At 58.5% G+C, this 16,709-nt stretch carries 16 protein-coding genes; 4 read left to right on the top strand and 12 right to left on the bottom strand.

Going from position 1 to position 16,709, the window contains the following annotated elements:
• Window positions 1-46: 46 nt before the first annotated feature.
• The 5 genes from HALO_RS20890 to dksA all read right to left on the bottom strand — a co-directional run bounded on the left by HALO_RS20890 (window position 47) and on the right by dksA (window position 6,072).
• Window positions 47-1,504, bottom strand: coding sequence for a sigma-54-dependent transcriptional regulator (locus tag HALO_RS20890; RefSeq protein ID WP_269449310.1), 1,458 nt, complete (start codon window positions 1,502-1,504; stop codon window positions 47-49).
• On the bottom strand, window positions 1,482-4,442 hold the full coding sequence (locus HALO_RS20885; protein ID WP_172821691.1) for an ATP-binding protein: 2,961 nt from the start codon (window positions 4,440-4,442) through the stop codon (window positions 1,482-1,484). Before HALO_RS20885 ends, HALO_RS20890 begins: the two co-directional genes overlap by 23 nt.
• Complete coding sequence (locus tag HALO_RS23245; RefSeq protein ID WP_035582970.1) at window positions 4,432-4,608, bottom strand: hypothetical protein; 177 nt, start codon at window positions 4,606-4,608, stop codon at window positions 4,432-4,434. Before HALO_RS23245 ends, HALO_RS20885 begins: the two co-directional genes overlap by 11 nt.
• Before the next feature lies 1 nt (window position 4,609).
• Window positions 4,610-5,533, bottom strand: coding sequence for a tRNA glutamyl-Q(34) synthetase GluQRS (gene gluQRS / locus HALO_RS20880; RefSeq protein ID WP_035582972.1), 924 nt, complete (start codon window positions 5,531-5,533; stop codon window positions 4,610-4,612).
• 101 nt (window positions 5,534-5,634) lie between these two features.
• Entirely contained in the window at window positions 5,635-6,072 is a 438-nt protein-coding gene (gene dksA / locus HALO_RS20875; RefSeq protein ID WP_007111809.1) for an RNA polymerase-binding protein DksA, read from the bottom strand.
• Between the two features lie 231 nt (window positions 6,073-6,303).
• Here dksA and HALO_RS20870 point away from each other — a divergent pair, with 231 nt between their 5' ends.
• Both HALO_RS20870 and sfsA read left to right on the top strand, forming a co-directional pair.
• Window positions 6,304-7,464: an aminotransferase class I/II-fold pyridoxal phosphate-dependent enzyme gene (locus tag HALO_RS20870; protein WP_050713975.1), complete on the top strand. Its 1,161-nt coding sequence runs from the start codon at window positions 6,304-6,306 to the stop codon at window positions 7,462-7,464.
• Window positions 7,464-8,216 carry a DNA/RNA nuclease SfsA gene (gene sfsA, locus HALO_RS20865; RefSeq protein ID WP_172821690.1) on the top strand — a complete coding sequence of 251 codons (753 nt, stop codon included), beginning with the start codon at window positions 7,464-7,466 and terminating at the stop codon, window positions 8,214-8,216. Before HALO_RS20870 ends, sfsA begins: the two co-directional genes overlap by 1 nt.
• On the opposite strand, the gene HALO_RS20860 is transcribed toward sfsA, so the two are convergent.
• The 6 genes from HALO_RS20860 to HALO_RS20835 all read right to left on the bottom strand — a co-directional run bounded on the left by HALO_RS20860 (window position 8,188) and on the right by HALO_RS20835 (window position 12,791).
• A complete protein-coding gene (locus HALO_RS20860; protein ID WP_035582977.1) occupies window positions 8,188-8,637 on the bottom strand; it encodes a DUF4426 domain-containing protein in 450 nt (149 codons plus the stop codon). The two genes, sfsA and HALO_RS20860, sit on opposite strands and share 29 nt — an antisense overlap.
• 39 nt (window positions 8,638-8,676) lie before the next feature.
• Window positions 8,677-9,270, bottom strand: a complete 594-nt coding sequence (gene metW / locus HALO_RS20855; protein ID WP_035583732.1) for a methionine biosynthesis protein MetW — start codon at window positions 9,268-9,270, stop codon at window positions 8,677-8,679.
• A complete protein-coding gene (gene metX, locus HALO_RS20850) occupies window positions 9,270-10,481 on the bottom strand; it encodes a homoserine O-succinyltransferase MetX (protein ID WP_035582979.1) in 1,212 nt (403 codons plus the stop codon). The genes metW and metX overlap by 1 nt, the downstream gene beginning before the upstream one ends.
• A 55-nt stretch (window positions 10,482-10,536) precedes the next feature.
• Window positions 10,537-11,130: a YggT family protein gene (locus HALO_RS20845; protein WP_035582980.1), complete on the bottom strand. Its 594-nt coding sequence runs from the start codon at window positions 11,128-11,130 to the stop codon at window positions 10,537-10,539.
• A 55-nt stretch (window positions 11,131-11,185) separates the two neighbouring features.
• A complete protein-coding gene (gene proC, locus HALO_RS20840) occupies window positions 11,186-12,010 on the bottom strand; it encodes a pyrroline-5-carboxylate reductase (protein ID WP_035582982.1) in 825 nt (274 codons plus the stop codon).
• A 64-nt stretch (window positions 12,011-12,074) separates the two neighbouring features.
• Window positions 12,075-12,791 (bottom strand): YggS family pyridoxal phosphate-dependent enzyme, encoded by a 717-nt coding sequence (locus HALO_RS20835; protein ID WP_035582986.1) that lies wholly within the window; start codon window positions 12,789-12,791, stop codon window positions 12,075-12,077.
• A 32-nt stretch (window positions 12,792-12,823) separates the two neighbouring features.
• On the opposite strand from HALO_RS20835, the gene HALO_RS20830 reads away from it, so the two are divergent.
• Window positions 12,824-13,867 (top strand): type IV pilus twitching motility protein PilT, encoded by a 1,044-nt coding sequence (locus HALO_RS20830; protein ID WP_050713974.1) that lies wholly within the window; start codon window positions 12,824-12,826, stop codon window positions 13,865-13,867.
• Window positions 13,868-13,905: 38 nt separating this feature from the next.
• Here the strand turns inward: HALO_RS20830 and HALO_RS20825 are convergent, their stop codons facing one another.
• The gene (locus HALO_RS20825) at window positions 13,906-15,045 is read right to left on the bottom strand and encodes an anhydro-N-acetylmuramic acid kinase (protein ID WP_035582990.1); all 1,140 of its coding nucleotides are present in this window, start codon (window positions 15,043-15,045) and stop codon (window positions 13,906-13,908) included.
• 145 nt (window positions 15,046-15,190) lie between these two features.
• Between HALO_RS20825 and tyrS the strand changes: the two genes are divergently transcribed.
• Window positions 15,191-16,390, top strand: coding sequence for a tyrosine--tRNA ligase (gene tyrS, locus HALO_RS20820; protein ID WP_035582992.1), 1,200 nt, complete (start codon window positions 15,191-15,193; stop codon window positions 16,388-16,390).
• Window positions 16,391-16,709 lie beyond the last annotated feature (319 nt).

Below are 16,709 nucleotides of genomic sequence, written 5' to 3'. Positions count from 1 at the left end.
GGGAAGGTAACAGTGCCAGGGTAGCAAAGAGTGGGATATTTCTTATTTAAATCAGTGTATTAGACAATGGTCGTAGAGGGCGCGAGGAGTCCGGGTAGCTAGGCGCCCCGGGGGCTTRGCCTGGGCGCCGGGCCGTTTTTTTGCGCGGTATGCCAAGCCGTTGGCGCCGCTCCCAAAGATTTTTACGGCTTATACCAAGCTTTTGTGCCAGTTCGGTTTCACTCATTTGGTCTTGGTGCTCAAGCACAAAATGCTGAAAGTAATCCTCTAACGAGAGGTCGTCTTCATTTTCTTCAGCGGTATTATCTGCACTGCCAGAGGTGGTGGGAGTGGTCGTTGACGGAGCATGAGGGCGAGCGGTAATGGGCGCTAAACCTAAATCATCCGGGTGGATCAGATGTCCCTCGGCAAGAATGACGCCACGCTCAAGGGCGTTCTCCAGCTCGCGTACGTTGCCTGGCCAAGGGTAGTCGCGCAAGTCCTGGCGGGCAGCACGKGATAAACGCAGACCGGTCCGTTCATGACGCTTACATGCTTTGTCGAGCAGAATGTCGGCGATCTCGAGCACGTCATCCTCGCGCTCGCGCAACGGCGGCAGCTCGATCTGCATCACGTTCAGCCGGTAGTAAAGATCGAGACGGAACTCACCGGTTTTTGACAGCGCCCGCAGGTCACGGTGGGTGGCCGCAATCAGCCGGACATTAACGTGACGGGTTTCCACTGAGCCAATTTTACGGATTTCGCCCTCTTGGAGTACACGTAACAGCCGTGCTTGGGCATCCAGCGGCAGTTCGCCAATCTCATCCAAAAACAGCGTGCCGCCATCGGCCGCTTCGACTAACCCGGTGCGCGCGGCGCTGGCGCCGGTAAAAGCCCCTTTCTCATGGCCAAACAGTTCGGATTCGATCAGTGTTTCAGGAATCGCCGCGCAGTTGACGCAGATCAGCGGCGCTTTGGCGCGCTTGCTCTGCTGGTGAATCGCGCGTGCCACCAGCTCCTTACCGGTGCCCGACTCGCCCAGAACCAGTACGGTGACATCGGCGGGGGCGGTTTTACTAATGCGGGTGTAGACCTGCTGCATGGCAACGCAGTTGCCGATCATGGTCTGGCGGCCGCCGCCGGCATCGGTGATATCCGGCGGTGGGCTCTGCTGCATCGACTGCTTGTGCAGAATTCGCTCAACGGTTTCCAGCAGCTCCGCATGGTCGAAGGGCTTGGCAACGTAGTCCACGGCGCCCTGTTTGAGCGACTCCACGGCAGAGCGCATGCTGGCGTAGCTGGTCATGATCAGAACCGGCACGGGGCTTGAAGCCGCGATCAGCGTGGTGCCCGGCTCGCCCGGCAGGCGCAGGTCGCTGATGATGAGGTCGAACCCTTTGAGTTCAAGCTGGCTGGCCTCCTCAGCGCTGCCTGCTTCGCTGACCGTATAGTCGTGGCGTTCCAGCAGGCGCTTTAACGCGCTGCGAATAATCGCTTCATCTTCAACAATCAGAATCCTGGGCATGGGCTGGCTGATCATCCTGTTGGTAAAGCGGCAGCCATAACGTAATGGCTGTGCCGCGAGGCTGTCCGGGCGGTGGCGAGGCCACCTCTATTTTACCCTGGTGCTCATTGATAATCTGATAAGCCAGTGAAAGACCCAGGCCGGTGCCTTCGCCTGCTGGCTTAGTGGTGGTAAAAGGCTCAAATAAGTGGTCGCGCACCCGTGGATCGATACCCTGACCGTTATCGGTTATTCGCCACCAGGCAAGCTGCTGGTGGCGCCCTGCGCTAATATGAACATCTCCCTCCTGGTCGCAGGCATCCCTGGCGTTGCTCAGTAGGTTGACCATCACTTGGGTTAACCGCTGGGCATCGCCGCGCACCACCAGATCGTCGGGTATCTCATTGGTTAAGGTAACATCCTCTCCCGAGCGGGCGAGGTGGATCAAGTGCAGTGCATCTTCGCTAATTGATGCGAGCGCCACGGGGGAGGCGGGGAGCGGCACCGTTTGGCGCCCACCGTGGGCAAAGCCGACCAATGAATTGACGATTTTAGTCACCCTTTGGGTCAACTGCTGGATCTGATCGGCGGTTTCCAGCAGCACAGGGTCGTTGGTGTCGTAGCGCAGGTTTTGCGCCAGCGACGAGATACCGGTAATCGGATTGCCAATTTCATGGGCGACCCCGGCAGCCAACTGGCCAATGGAGGCGAGTCGCGCCGCATGCACCAACTCGTCTTCCAGCCACTTCATTTCGGTATGGTCTTCAATCAAAATCACGCTGCCCCCACGGCTGTCGTGGCCGCTGAGAATAGCTTTGTGCAGGGTCAGAAAGTAATCCTTGCCGTGCAGCGTCACCGCCTGCTTGTAGAGCGGGCCTGGCGTCGCGTCTAACACGCTGCCCAGCAGGCTGGGCCAGGGGGCGGGTAGGCTATCGCGGCGCGAACCGATCACGCTTTCACCGCTAATCCCCGAGAGCTGCGAGAGCGCCTGATTCCACATTAGTAGTTCATCGTCATCGCCTAGCACGCACAGCCCCACGGGCAGATAGGCCAGGGTTTGGCGGTGGTGGCGGCGCAAGCCGTCGAGTTCCCGGGCTAGCCCCGTTAACCGCGAACGGTAGGCCTCCAGGCGACTTTCAACAAAGTGAATATCGTCGGTTTCCGGGGAGTCATCGTGGCGGTAGGGCAGGTAGCGGTCAACAATATCTCGTGCCACTGAAGGCCCCATTAACCCCGAGAGGTTGGCTTGAATACGGTCGCGCAGGCGGCGCAGAGCGTAGGGGCGCCGCTCCTGGGGCGTTAAGTTGAGCGCTTTCAAGGCACGGGCGACTTCGCGTTGGGCGGCTTCGTCGCCCAGCGCTTGGGCTAAATGGTTAGCAAAATCACTCGCCGTCGCGGCTTCCAGCGGAAAGCGCTTCGAGCGGATAACCGCATCCACTGAGCACGCTTCCGCGGCGGACTGCTCCCCTTCAGAAATCCGCGTAAACAGCGATATCACAATCAGCAGCAGGATATTGACCGCCAGCGACAGCAGCGTGACGTTATACCAAACCGGTGCATTGGCGGGCGTAAACGGTGTAAAGGGTAGCGTCGGTACGGGGAGMGAGAACATAAGCGGCAGCCATAGGCCCCACAGCCACACGACGACGCCTGCGATCAGGCCAACAATCATGCCTTTACGGTTAGCGCCGGGCCAGTAGAGCAGCGCCAGCATACCGGGCAGGCATTGGGCCATGCCGACAAACGCGGCGAGCCCTAGGCCGATTAAGCCGTGGTAGCGCCCTACCCACTGGTAAAACAACCAGCCGCCGATAATCACCGCAACGACTAAGCCACGGCGTAGCCATAGCAGCCAACCATAGAGGTCGCTGCGTGCCTCGGGGGGCCTCGCTACCAGCACGATATGGTTCAGCACCATGCCGGAAAGCGCCAGCGCAATCATGATCATGGTGCCGCTGGCGGCGGCTAACCCGCCGATAAACGCCAGCGCCCCGACCCACCAGTGCTCGGTCATCAAGTAGGCGGCATAAGCGGCGATGGGGATGTCGGGATTAACCGATTGAGCGGCCCACCAGATCAGCGGCACCGGCAGCGCCATTAACAGTAGAAACAGCGGCAGTGCCCAGCTGGCTTGCAGCAGGGTATGCCGCGACAGGCTTTCCGCAAAGCTGATATGGAATAGGTGCGGCATCATAAAGGCCGCGGCAAAAAACAACAGCAGTAGGGTTCGCCACTGTGCAGGGTCAAGTTGGGGTGTCTGCTGTTGGAGGATAGCACCGGGGCCTTCCAGCCACAGCTGCATATCGCCTGGGCCGTCAAACACCATCCATAGCGCCACCGCACCAAGCCCCAGCATGGCCAGCAGCTTAACGATGGATTCAAATGCAATGGCGCTGAGCAGGGTGTCGTGACTGCCGTGAGTCTGACTGTGGCGAGCGCCGAAAATCACTGCAAAGGCGGCAATAACGGCACAAAAGAGCAGCGCAACGCTACCCCCCGCTTGGCTGGCGGTGAGGATGTTGATGGCTTCGCTGAGGGTTTGGACTTGAATGCCCAGCAGTGGCAGCACCGCTAGTAGGCTGACGATAGTCACCAGCGTACCCGCCCACCGCGAGCGAAAGCGAAAGGCAAATAGATCTGCCAGCGAGGTCAATTGATAGGTGCGGGTGATGCGCTGGATCGGCACTAACAGCACCGGGGCGAGCAAAAAGGCCCCCGCTGCGCCCAGGTAGTAGGCCAGGTAGCCAAACCCTGCGTGGGCGGCCATTTCCACGCTGCCGTAAATTGCCCAGGCACTGGCGTAAACCCCCAGGGCAAGGGTGTAAACAATTGGGTGGCGGGTAATACGCACCGGAACCCAGCCGCGCTCTACTGCAAAGCCGCAGCCAAACAGTAGCGCCAGATAGCCTAGCCCCAGTAGTAGGACGCCGACTATCTCAACGTGCACCTCAACGTTCATCAAGCTTCCTCTTCTGCTCCAGCCACAGGGTTAGCGCAATCAAGCCGCCCCAAATCGCAAACGGCCGGTACCAGGCAGCCGTAGGGTCGCTCCAGCCGTTCATTAGCAGCGGAGAGAGCAGGTAGCCGCCAAACACCAAAAACAGCATGATGCGATAGACGTACATATCAATCTCCTGGTGGTGAAGAGGGCAGCATGGAAAGCGGTATTGAACGGTGCTTGGTGGGGCGCAGTCGTTCAAGTGACCAGTTGGCTACCGCCCAGTGTAGCTGAGTCGCCGGGGGCTCTGCTGCGAGGTCTTGGGGCGGCGCTTGATCAAGCGCTTGCAGGGCTTGAAAGAGCTGCTGGCGCACACCGTGGTCATCTTCAGCCAGGGCGGGGGCGAGGTTTTGCTTCGATAGCTTCTGGCCTTCAGCGGTGACGATGAGCGGCAAGTGTAGGTAGCGCGGTTGCGCTAGCTTAAGAGCGCCCTGCAACTGGCGCTGCCAGGGAGTGTTATCAAGCAGGTCGAGCCCGCGCACTACATCGCTAATCTGCTGGTCGGCGTCGTCGACGATGACGGCAAGTTGATACGCCCACAGGCCATCCTTGCGCTTTAACACCACATCGCCCAGTTCCGCTGGGTCAAACTGCTGCTCGCCGAACAGCCGGTCTTGCCAGCGAATCGGGCGCTCGCCGCGGTCGCTGCGCAGCCGCCAGGCCAGCGGTTTAGTAGGCTCGCAGACGCCATCGCGGCACCAGCCCGGGTAGATGTCAAATGCCTGCCACTGTTTGCGGGAACAGCTGCAGGGATAAGCAAGGTCTAGTTGGATAAGCCGGTCTAAGGCTTGCTGGTAAGCATCACTGCGGGTGTGCTGCCACAGCACCGCTTCGTCCCACTCCAGGCCGAAAGTCTCCAATTGGCGCAGGATAGTACTCGCCGCGCCTTCAGGGCAGCGGGGTGGGTCGATATCTTCAATACGTACCAGCCACTGCCCCTGGGCTGCACGGGCGTCTAGATAGCTGCCCAAGGCGGCGACCAGCGAGCCAAAGTGCAGCGGGCCTGAGGGCGTAGGGGCAAAGCGCCCCCGGTAGCGAGCAGAATCATTCATGGTAGCGTCATTGTTGAGAGGGGCTGATTATTCACAAAAAGCCATTCACAAAAACGGGCACCCTAAGGTGCCCGCGTTCGAGTAGCACGGTCTTTTAGCGCTCAGCCGCCCAGCTGTTTCTCTTTGAGTTCCGCCAGGGTTTTGCAATCCACGCAGAGGGTGGCGGTGGGGCGAGCTTCTAAACGACGAATGCCGATTTCAACGCCGCAGGCTTCGCAGAAGCCGTAATCGTCATCGTCAATGTTATCCAGCGTCTCGTTAATTTTCTTGAGCAGCTTACGCTCGCGATCCCGAGTGCGCAGTTCCAGGCTAAAGCCTTCTTCCTGGGTAGCGCGGTCGGCGGGGTCGGCGTAGTTGTTCGCATCTTCCTGCAGGTGGCGTACGGTACGATCCACCTCTTCCATGAGATCCTGTTTCCAGTCCAGCAGCAGCTGTCGGAAGTGCGCTAGCTGCTGCTCGTTCATATACTCTTCACCCGGCGCTGGCTCATACGGGGTGAAGGACTTGGACGCTTCCGGTTTCTTTTCTGCTACTGGCATGGGACTGCCCCTTACATATGTGACTACTGATCGACCATGAGCAACTGTCACGATCTCACGCCAAAGGGATGCTTGTTTAGCTGAAAAATGGCTGGGTTGCAAGCATAATGGTGCCTTTTCGATGATAGTCTTGTCTGGAATATGACTAGGGCCATGTTTTAGTTAACTTTTAATAATGCCCCTATTTTACTGATACCTCAGTTTTAATAATGACTAGATACAGGAGCCGTTATGGCCTGGAATTCGCGTGTCGACCACGTTGCCCCTTTTCGGGTCATGCATTTGCTGGAAATGGCCCAGGCGCGGGAAGCCGCTGGTCATGATGTCATCCACTTGGAAGTGGGCGAGCCGGATTTTGCGACCCCTGCGCCGATAATCGCGGCCGGGCAGCAGGCGCTTGCCAACGGCCATACGCGCTACACACCAGCGGCTGGCTTACCCGCGCTGCGCGAGGCCATTGCCGGGCACTACGCTAAGCACTTTAACGCTACTGTGGATCCAGCGCGTATTTTGGTAACGCCAGGGGCTTCCGGGGCGCTGCTGCTGGCCAGCCAGCTGTTAGTCGCCACCGGCTCGCGGGTGCTGATGGCTGACCCAAACTATCCCTGCAACCGTCACTTTATGGCCTTGGCGGGCGCTGCAATTGATGCGGTCTCTGTGGGGCGTGAGAGCGGCTGGCAGTTAGACTCCTCACTGGTAGCGCAGCATTGGCGCGAGGRTACGAGTCTTGCCATGCTGGCATCGCCCTCTAACCCCACCGGTCATACGTTGAGCGCGCAGCAGCTTTCTGCCGTGCTGGCAGCGGTCGCCGAGCGTGAAGGCGAGGTGATCGTCGATGAGATCTATCAGGGCCTCAACTACGACGATGCGCCACTGTCGGCGACCTCACTCTCAGCCAACGCCTTTGTGGTCAACAGCTTCTCAAAATATTTTGGTATGACCGGCTGGCGCTTGGGATGGCTGGTGGCGCCAGAGCATGCGGTAGAGCCATTAACGCGGCTAGCGCAAAACATGTTTCTGGCCGCGGCGACGCCTTCGCAGCATGCCGCCTTGGCGGCGTTTACGCCCGAGTGCCGGGGTATTCTTGAACAGCGCCGTGAAACCCTGAAAGAGCGCCGCCAGGTGCTGCTGGAGGGCCTTGCAGGCTTGGGGCTGGCGCCGGATCTCCCGCCCCAAGGAGCGTTTTATTTGTGGCTGGATATCTCCCGCTACAGCCGCGATAGCCAGGCCTTCTGCGAGCGCTTATTGCAGGAGGAGAACGTGGCGATTACTCCCGGCATCGATTTTGCCGTGCGTGGCGGCGAACACCATGTGCGCATCGCCTTTACCAATGACGTTGCCCGGCTGGAAGAGGCGGTAGCGCGGATTGCCCGCTTTGTGGGCAGGCTGTGATGCTGAGCTATCCAGCGCTGGTGCCGGGCACGCTACTCAAACGCTACAAACGCTTTCTAGCCGATGTACGCTTGGATGATGGCCGCGAGGTGGTGGCCCACTGCCCCAATACCGGCTCCATGAAGGCGGTGAACGTGCCGGGGTGCCGCGTGTGGCTGTCGCCCAGTGACAACCCTAAACGCAAGCTTGCCTGGACGTGGGAGTTTATCGAGCTGCCGCAGGCCGATGGGCAGGTAGCGCTCGCCTCGGTGCACACCGGCCGCGCTAACCGCATTGTGGAGGCGGCGTTAGAGGCGGGCGAGTTAGCGCCCTTGGCAGGCTACGCCACGCTGCGCCGAGAGGTAAATGTGGCCGATGCCCGGCTCGATTTTAGGCTGGACGATCCAGAACGGGGGCGGGCGTATATCGAAGTGAAGCAGGTCACCCTTAAAGAGTCCGACGGCCACGGCTACTTTCCGGATTCGGTCAGCGTGCGCGGCACCAAGCACCTGCGCTCACTGCAGGCAGTGGCGGAGCAGGGCGAGCGGGCGGTGCTGCTGTTTTGTGTCGCCCACGAGGGCATTGCAGATGTGGCCGCCGCTGCGCATATTGATGCCACTTACGCGGCAGCTCTGGCGGAGGCCGCTGCCAGCGGGGTGGAAGTGCTGGCCTATGGCATTGAAGTGGAGTGGGAGCAGGGGCGCCCTATCGGCGTAGGGTTAACCCGCCACCTGCCTGTGCGGTTTAGCGATCAATATAAAAACGCTGAATAAAGTTAACCTGCTCGGGGGCGGCGTTGCGGTCGTAGCGCACGCTTAATTCAAAGCGCATACTTTCATCTTCGCGCATGGTGAACGGTGCCAAGTGATAGGTGGCATCGCCGTCATGCACGGTGCGAAAACTGAGCGACTCCTGAACGCCTGTTAAGCCGCTGACGTGGCCCTGCACGCTGGCGTTAACGGGGCGGGTGCTGCCATCTTCCTGGCGCTCGCGAACGCTCACATTGACCAGCCCACGGTTGGCGCTGCGCTGAATACTGTTCGCCTGGGCCACCTCTGGGGTTAAAAAGCTGCTGTTCACTGCGCTGTAGTGAATCTCGTAATCGCCCACGCTCACGAACTGCTCAGCGTGGGCCCCAGCGGCGGCGAACAGCGTGCCGACAAGAGCGGCACCGATCATTAATCTGCGTAGCATGGCGTGGCTCCTTGGGTAATGGTTAAACAGGCTGCAAACCTAGCGGCGGCGTACGCGGAAAATGGCAATTTCACCAAACAGGTTGGGCCATAGCCGCGATTTCCAGTGACCTTGATGATCTCCCACGCCCACCGCGCGATCAACAATCATCAGACCCTTCTCGCGGCACAGGTGCTCAAAGTCGTTGAACGTTGAAAGGTGGATGTTGGGTGTGTCGTACCAGGCGTGGGGCAGCGATTTGGAGACCGGCATATAGCCGCGCAGACCCAAATGTACACGATGGCGCCAGTAGGCGAAGTTGGGGAAGGTAATGATGCCCTCTTCGGCGACGCGCAGCATTTCATCGAGCATCTTGTCGGGCCGGCGCAGCGCCTGCAGGGCCTGGGTCATAATCACCTGATCATAACTGTTATCGCAGAAGCTGCTTAAACCGTCATCCAGGTTGTGCTCAATCACGCTGACGCCACGGGCCACGCAGGCATTAATGCCGTCATGATCGATCTCTAAGCCATAGCCGGTCACGCCTTTATTGCGCGCCAGGGTCTCCAGCAGCTCGCCGTCGCCGCAGGCCAGGTCGAGTACATGCGCGCCTTCGGGCACCCAGTCGTAAATCAGTTCAAGGTCAGCGCGCATCATGGCGTCTCCTCCGTGCCCGGCTCATCTTTGCCCAGCTCTGCAAGACTCAGTTCCCGGGCCGCGCGGTTCATAAAGGCACTGAAGATAGCGTCGTAGCGCGGCGCTGAGAGTAAGAAAGCGTCGTGCCCGTGGGGTGACTCAATATTGGCGTAGCTAACCGATTTGCCTGCCCGGGTGAGCGCATCAACAAGCTCGCGGGAACGCGAGGGCGGAAAGCGCCAGTCGGTGGTAAAGCTAACAATCAAAAATGGGCACTGCGCTGGGGCCAGGGCGTTGGCTAAGTCACCCCCGTGGGTGGCGGAAGGGTCAAAGTAGTCCAGCGCTTTGGTCATCAGCAGGTAGGTATTGGCATCAAAGGCGGTGGAAAAGGTATCGCCCTGATAGCGCAGGTAAGACTCCACCTGAAACTCAACGTCGAAGCCAAAGTTGAGGTCGTCGCTACGCAGGTCGCGGCCAAATTTGCTGCCCATGGCGTCTTCTGACAAGTAGGTGATATGCCCCACCATACGCGCGAGCTTCAGCCCGCGCTTGGGCACGGTGTCGTGCTCGGCATACCAGCCGTCAAAAAACTCCGGATCAGAGCGAATTGCCTGGCGAGCCACTTCGTTAAAAGCGATATTTTGCGCCGAGAGCCGAGGCGTGGCGGCAATCACCACCGCATTAGCTACTCGCTCAGGGTAGGTCATTGTCCACTGCATGACCTGCATGCCGCCCAGGCTGCCGCCCACCGCCGCGGCCCAGCGCTCAATCCCCAGGTGGTCAGCAAGCCGTGCCTGGCTGGCTACCCAATCGCTCACCGTGACCATGGGGAATTCAGGGCCCCACTGGCGGCCAGTCTCGGGGTTGTGGCTGACCGGCCCGGTGCTGCCGTGACAGCCGCCGAGGTTATTGAGCGAAACTACAAAAAAGCGGTTGGTGTCGATCGCTTTGCCGGGGCCGATGTGGGCGTCCCACCAGCCGGGCTTGCGGTCTTCTTCGCTGTGGTAGCCCGCTGCGTGGTGGTGACCGGAGAGCGCATGACAAATCAGCACCGCGTTATTCCGCTCGGCGTTTAGCGTGCCGTAGGTTTCGTAAATCAGCTCGTAGGCAGGCAGCACTTTGCCGCAGGCAAGGGCGAGCGGCGTGTCGAAGCGTGCTACGTGCGGGGTAACCAGGCCGACGGAGCCCGCCGGCCGGTCTGCAAACGCAAGCGTATCTGAATCAGGCATTGAAGGCGCGAGTCCTGCTAAAAAGTACAACTAAATGAATCAATATGAATCGTCATTACAGCCCGACCAGCGCGCCGGAAATGCCCGCCGCGCGGATCAGCGCGCCGACCACCAAACCGTCGATCAGGTTAATAGCGATAAACACCACGATAGGCGAGAGGTCGATCATACCGAGCGACGGAATCACTTTGCGCACCGGAGCCATAATCGGCTCCACCAGTTGCATCACCAGCAGCGCGCCTGGGTGGCTGGCGTTGGGGGCTACCCAGCTCAAAATAATCATCACAATCATGGCGAAGAAGTAGATTTTTAAAATCGCATTCGCCAAGGCCGCCACACCCGCGATGAGCAGCCCGGGAATGGGCGGCATGCCCACGCCAATGACCATAAAGATGGCGATGATACTGACCACTTTTAAGGCAAAACCTGCTGCTAACGTCGCCAGGTCGAAACGGCCCGCAACGGGGCCTAAAAAGCTTTGAAACAGACCCACCACCGGCTGGGTAATCTTAACCACCGACTGGCTTAACGGATTGTAGTAATCCGCCCGCGACGCCTGCAGCAAAAAACGCAGCATAAGTAAAAATAGATAAATATTGATTAGGGTGTTTACCAGCATTAACCCTGCACTGCCCAATTCATTGCCCATTATAGAGTCTCCTTGATGATCCGTTGCTGAACTGCTGCGTTACTGAGCGGTGATCTCAGTCTCCGCTTAGTTCCTTGGCCATTGCCTGGGCGCGGTCGGCGCAGGCCTGCATGGCGTCGGCAATCGTGGTGCGCAATTGTGCCTCTTCCATGTGCTGAATAGCACGCTCGGTGGTGCCGCCCGGCGACATCACGTTCTGTTTCAACGTGGCCGGGTCTTTATCGCTCTGTTGGGCCATGGTGGCGGCACCCAGCGCGGTTTGAATAGCGAGGCGGCGTGCGGTGGCGGCAGGTAGGCCGAGCTTAACCGCGGCTTCCTCCATGGCTTCAAACATCAAAAAGAAGTAGGCCGGGGCACTGCCTGAAACGGCGGTGACCGCATCTAACAGCGCTTCTTTTTCTACCCACTCGACAATGCCGACCGCTTCCATGAGCTGGGTGGCCACGTTGCGCTGGGCGTCGCTAACCTTGGCATTGGCGTAGAGGCCGCTGGCGCCATAACCGACCAGCGAGGGCGTATTGGGCATGCAGCGCACCATAGCGTTTTGGCCGCCTAGCCACTGATCGATAGTGTCGGCATCCAGACCTGCCGCAATTGAAATCACCAATGGCTGCTGGCGCTGAACGCTGTCGCGTAGCGCTTCGCATACGCCGCGCATGATTTGCGGCTTCACCGCGAGCACTACCACATCAGACTCAGACACCGCCGCATTGTTGTCGGTGTCGGTATTAATGCCTAAACGCTGTTTAATCGCTGCCAGTTCGTTGTCATTCGGCGCGGTGGCGGTAATAGTAGAGGGTTCAACGCCGCTTTCGATCAGGCCGCCGATAATGGCGCTGGCCATATTGCCGGCCCCAATGAAGGTAATCTTATTCGCCATAATAGGTGTCCCTTTAGTAAACGTTGGCTCAGTGATGTGTAGGCTGCAGCATATCGTTATTTGCCTAAGCCGTCTGGCGGGCGCCGAAAATTGCGGTACCTAAACGCACTAGCGTGGCGCCTTCAAGTATCGCCGCCTCTAAGTCGTCGCTCATGCCCATCGAGAGCGTATCAAGCGGCGCCTCGGGCAGGGCGTTCTGCAGTGCAGTGAACGCCTCGCGCAGCGCGGCCAATGGTTGGCGCTGCGCCTCGATACCCTCTGCCGGGGCGGGAATCGCCATTAAGCCGCGCAGGTTCAGGTTAGGCAGAGTGGCGACTTCCCTGGCTAATGCCTCCAGCTCCTCGGGCAGCACACCTGCTTTGCTCTCTTCGCGGCTGATATTAACCTGCAGGCAAATATTCAGCGGTGCAAGGTGCGCTGGGCGCTGCTCGCTAAGACGCTTGGCAATTTTTAGCCGGTCGACGCTGTGCACCCAGTCAAAGTGCTCGGCCGCAGAACGGGTCTTGTTGGACTGCAGCGGCCCGATGAAATGCCATAAAATGCCGTCAAGGTCGGCGAGTTCAGTCTGCTTCTCCAGCGCTTCCTGCAGATAGTTTTCACCGAATTCACGCTGGCCCAGCTGCCAAACCTGGCGAATCATCGCCGCCGGTTTGGTCTTGCTGACCGCCAGTAGCTGGGCTGCATCCTGGGTGCGCCCCGCGCTTTCTAATGCGTTACACAAGCGTTCGCGGGCCTGATCGTATGAAGAGGCGAGTGACTCGTTAAGCGTGATGTCTGTCATACTCAAGCACCTTACCGCAGCGGGGAAGAGAGATGGATATTACCGAACTGCTAGCATTCTCGGCAAAGCAGAATGCCTCTGACTTGCACCTTTCGGCCGGTTTGCCACCCATGATACGTGTTGATGGCGATATTCGTCGGCTCAATGTGCCCGCCATCGATAATAACGATGTGCGCAAATTGATCTACGCCATCATGAATGATCGCCAGCGACGCGACTACGAAGAGCACCTGGAAATTGATTTTTCCTTTGAAGTGCCGGGGGTGGCGCGCTTTCGCGTTAATGCCTTTACCCAAGCGCGCGGGGCGGGGGCGGTGTTTCGCACTATTCCCATTCAGGTGCTCTCCATGCAAACCCTGGGGCTGGGTGAGGTGTTCGAGCGCTTGGCGATGTTGCCGCGGGGCCTGGTGCTGGTGACTGGACCAACCGGGTCGGGCAAGAGCACCACGCTAGCGGCGATGATCGATTACATTAACGMCCATCGCTACGAGCACATTCTGACCATTGAAGATCCCGTTGAGTTTGTCCACACCAGCAAGCGCTGTTTGATTAACCAGCGCGAAGTTCMCCGCGACACCCATAGCTTTGCCGACGCGTTGCGTAGTGCGCTGCGTGAAGACCCGGATGTGATTCTGGTTGGCGAGCTGCGTGACCTTGAGACTATCCGGCTAGCGCTGACCGCGGCKGAAACCGGTCACCTGGTGCTGGGAACGCTGCATACGACGTCTGCAGCCAAGACGATCGACCGGATTATCGATGTTTTCCCCGGCGAAGAGAAAGCCATGGTGCGCTCCATGCTGTCGGAATCGCTTCAGGCGGTGGTGTCGCAGACGTTGCTTAAGCGTGAGGGCGGCGGCCGGGTGGCGGCCCACGAAGTGCTGATTGCCACCTCGGCAGTGCGTCACTTGATACGTGAAGACAAGGTGGCGCAGATGTACTCGGCCATTCAAGCCGGCGGTAGCTTGGGCATGCAAACGCTGGACGCTGCGCTGTCTCGGTTAGTAAAAGAGGGCGCGGTGAGTTTAGACGAGGCGCAAATGAGTGCGAAGGGAGCGCTGGCATTAAAAGGTGAGTAGCGACGGCTCAATGCCAGTCGCCAGTTCAAGCTCATAGTTCAGCAAGCATAAATACCACCTAGTACCCGCGGCCCTTGTGCGCCGGTAACCGAGGGCAGGTTGCCGGGTAGGTGGTGCAGGCGTTGGTGAGCCAGCCAGGCAAAAGCTCCCGCTTCAATCCAATCTTCAGGCCAGCCGTACTCGGCTGGCGAAGTGAGCGTTGCGCGCGGGAGATGATAGGCAAGGCGCTGCATTAAGTAGCCGTTGTGAGCGCCGCCACCAGCGGTGATCAGCGTTAGTGAACCGTCACTGATCTGCAGTTGCTCAATGCCTTGAGCAACACTGACGGCAGTGAGTTCGGCCAACGTCGCCTGAACATCGGCGGCGGATTCCTGGCCGCTGAGATGTTGGCGGAGCCAAGCCAGGTGGAAAAGCTCACGCCCCGTACTTCTCGGCGGCGGCTGCTGGAAAAACGGTTCTGATAACAACCGAGCTAACAGCGCTTCATCTACCTTGCCGCTAGCGGCCCAGGCGCCATCTTGATCAAAGCGACCACCCTGATGCAAGGCAAACCAGCCATCCAATAAAACATTTGCGGGCCCGGTATCGAAACCGATCACTGGATCGGTCGGCTGGCTAGAGAGCCAGGTGAGATTGGCAAAGCCGCCTAAATTAAGCACCAACTGATGCGCGTCTGCTCGACCAAATAGCGCTTGATGAAACGCTGGTGCCAGCGGGGCGGCTTGGCCGCCAGCGGCTAAGTCACGGCGGCGGAAATCGGCCACCACCGTGCAGCCGGTGAGTTCTGCCAGCAGGCTGGGGTTATCCAACTGAAGCGTATAGGCCGGGCCGCCTCCGTGACCTTTAGGGGCGTGCTCAATAGTTTGGCCATGACTGCCGATGGCGCTGATCTGGTCTACACCCACTGAAAGTGGCGCTAATAAGTGTTTCACAGCTTGGGCTTGGCAATGGCAGAACGCGTGTTCCGCTGCTGCGAGCTGCGCAAAACTCACCTGCTCCGCATGACACAGCTTAAATAGTAGGCGATGAAGCTCGTCCGGCATCGGTTCGGCATGGGTGGCCAACAGGCGCGGCGGCGAATCACCTTCGATGGTGATAAGTGCCGCATCAATCCCGTCCAGACTAGTGCCGGACATCAGGCCAATATAGTAAAGCGGCGAAGCAGTAGGCGTTTTCATAAGCGAACTCGTACAAAACTGGGCTGAGACTAAACCAGGGTGAGAGCTAAACCAAGGCTCAACCAAGGCGAGCGAGCATGGTAACATCGTCGGTTATTTATCACCTGAGCCCGGTATGGGCGGTTCTTTATAGTGGAGAGAGGCAATGAGTGAGGTGGATCAGGCTTTAGCGCTGTTATCGCGCGGTACGCATGAAATCCTGGTTGAGGATGAGTTAAAAAAGAAGCTGGCTTCAGGCCGCAAGCTGCGTATTAAAGCGGGTTTTGATCCCACGGCCCCTGACCTGCACCTGGGGCACAGCGTGTTGCTAACCAAAATGCGCCAGTTTCAGGACTTGGGGCACACGGTTATCTTTCTGATCGGTGACTTTACCGGTCGTATTGGCGACCCCACCGGTAAAAACGTAACGCGTAAACCGCTCACTGAAGAAGACGTGAAAGCCAACGCCGAAACTTATAAAGAGCAGGTGTTTAAAATTCTCGACCCCGAGAAAACCGAGGTGCGCTTTAACGCCGAATGGTTTGGCGAGCTCTCCGCTGCCAAAATGATTGAGCTGGCTGCCCAAAGCACCGTCGCACGTATGCTGGAACGGGATGACTTTGAAAAGCGCTATAAAGCCAATCAATCTATTGCTATCCACGAATTTCTCTACCCCCTGGTACAAGGCTATGACTCGGTAGCGCTTGAGGCGGATGTGGAGCTGGGCGGTACCGACCAGAAGTTCAACCTGCTGATGGGGCGCGAAATTCAAAAGCACTTCGGCCAAGAACCCCAGGTGGTCATCACCATGCCGCTGTTGGAAGGGTTAGACGGCGTGCAGAAGATGTCGAAGTCCCTGGGCAACTACATTGGTGTCGATGAAGCGCCTGGATCCATGTTCAATAAGCTGGTCTCCATGCCGGATAGCTTAATGTGGCGCTATTTTGAGCTGCTCTCTTTGAAATCGAACGAAGAGATTGACGCGCTCAAGCAGAGCGTTGAGCAGGGCGCGAACCCGCGGGATATCAAAATGGAGCTGGCCCGTGAGCTAATTGCCCGCTACCACGGCGATGAAGCAGCCGCCAATGCGCACAAGTCTGCGGGTAATCAACTGGCCGATGGCGAACTTCCGGAAGACCTGCCCGAAGTCACGGTCGATTTCGAAGGCAGCGAGCAAGCGCCCATTGCGGCAGTGCTCAATCGAGCAGAGCTCGCGAACAACAGCGCCCAAGCCAAAGATATGCTGGGTAATGGCCGGGTCAAAGTCGACGGCGACGTCGTTGCCAAAGACACCATGCTGGCGACAGGTAAGAGCTATGTGATTCAGGCTGGCAAGAAACGTTACGCCCGTGTGACGCTTATTTGAACTTTTTGTGCTTATTTTCAACCTAGGTCTTGCCAACCCGTCAGCGAAACCGTAAAGTACGCATCCGCTGCCGGGGACGCCAAGCGTTACCAGCGGTGCATAAGGTGTAAAAGCCTTGGTTTGTCAAATGGTTACCGATTTTGCGATAACTCGCGGTTTTGGGTGTAATGAGTATCACATCGAAAACAACGCCCTTGACAACCACCAGGAAATGCGTAGAATACGCCTTCCTCGCTGAGGCAAGCCAGTTCAACGGCAGCCCGGTTACTTTCACAGTAACCAAGCAGCGAAACAGCTCTTTAACAATTTGATCAGGTAA

It is taken from the genome of Halomonas sp. R57-5 (genome assembly GCF_900070345.1).
Taxonomy (GTDB): domain Bacteria; phylum Pseudomonadota; class Gammaproteobacteria; order Pseudomonadales; family Halomonadaceae; genus Vreelandella; species Vreelandella ventosae_B.
The sequence above is the reverse complement of the archived record's forward strand: the minus strand, read 5'-3'. Positions and strand labels throughout refer to the sequence as shown.

What these genes read in the sequence shown, in the direction of transcription:
- metW (WP_035583732.1), bottom strand. Translation starts at nt 9,270, where the DNA reads ATGCGCGCTGACCTTGAACTGATTTACGACTGGGTGCCCGAAGGCGCG.
- gluQRS (WP_035582972.1), bottom strand. Translation starts at nt 5,533, where the DNA reads ATGAATGATTCTGCTCGCTACCGGGGGCGCTTTGCCCCTACGCCCTCA.
- proC (WP_035582982.1), bottom strand. Translation starts at nt 12,010, where the DNA reads ATGGCGAATAAGATTACCTTCATTGGGGCCGGCAATATGGCCAGCGCC.
- HALO_RS20845 (WP_035582980.1), bottom strand. Translation starts at nt 11,130, where the DNA reads ATGGGCAATGAATTGGGCAGTGCAGGGTTAATGCTGGTAAACACCCTA.
- HALO_RS20835 (WP_035582986.1), bottom strand. Translation starts at nt 12,791, where the DNA reads ATGACAGACATCACGCTTAACGAGTCACTCGCCTCTTCATACGATCAG.
- dksA (WP_007111809.1), bottom strand. Translation starts at nt 6,072, where the DNA reads ATGCCAGTAGCAGAAAAGAAACCGGAAGCGTCCAAGTCCTTCACCCCG.
- HALO_RS20825 (WP_035582990.1), bottom strand. Translation starts at nt 15,045, where the DNA reads ATGAAAACGCCTACTGCTTCGCCGCTTTACTATATTGGCCTGATGTCC.
- sfsA (WP_172821690.1), top strand. Translation starts at nt 7,464, where the DNA reads ATGCTGAGCTATCCAGCGCTGGTGCCGGGCACGCTACTCAAACGCTAC.
- HALO_RS20860 (WP_035582977.1), bottom strand. Translation starts at nt 8,637, where the DNA reads ATGCTACGCAGATTAATGATCGGTGCCGCTCTTGTCGGCACGCTGTTC.
- metX (WP_035582979.1), bottom strand. Translation starts at nt 10,481, where the DNA reads ATGCCTGATTCAGATACGCTTGCGTTTGCAGACCGGCCGGCGGGCTCC.
- HALO_RS23245 (WP_035582970.1), bottom strand. Translation starts at nt 4,608, where the DNA reads ATGTACGTCTATCGCATCATGCTGTTTTTGGTGTTTGGCGGCTACCTG.
- tyrS (WP_035582992.1), top strand. Translation starts at nt 15,191, where the DNA reads ATGAGTGAGGTGGATCAGGCTTTAGCGCTGTTATCGCGCGGTACGCAT.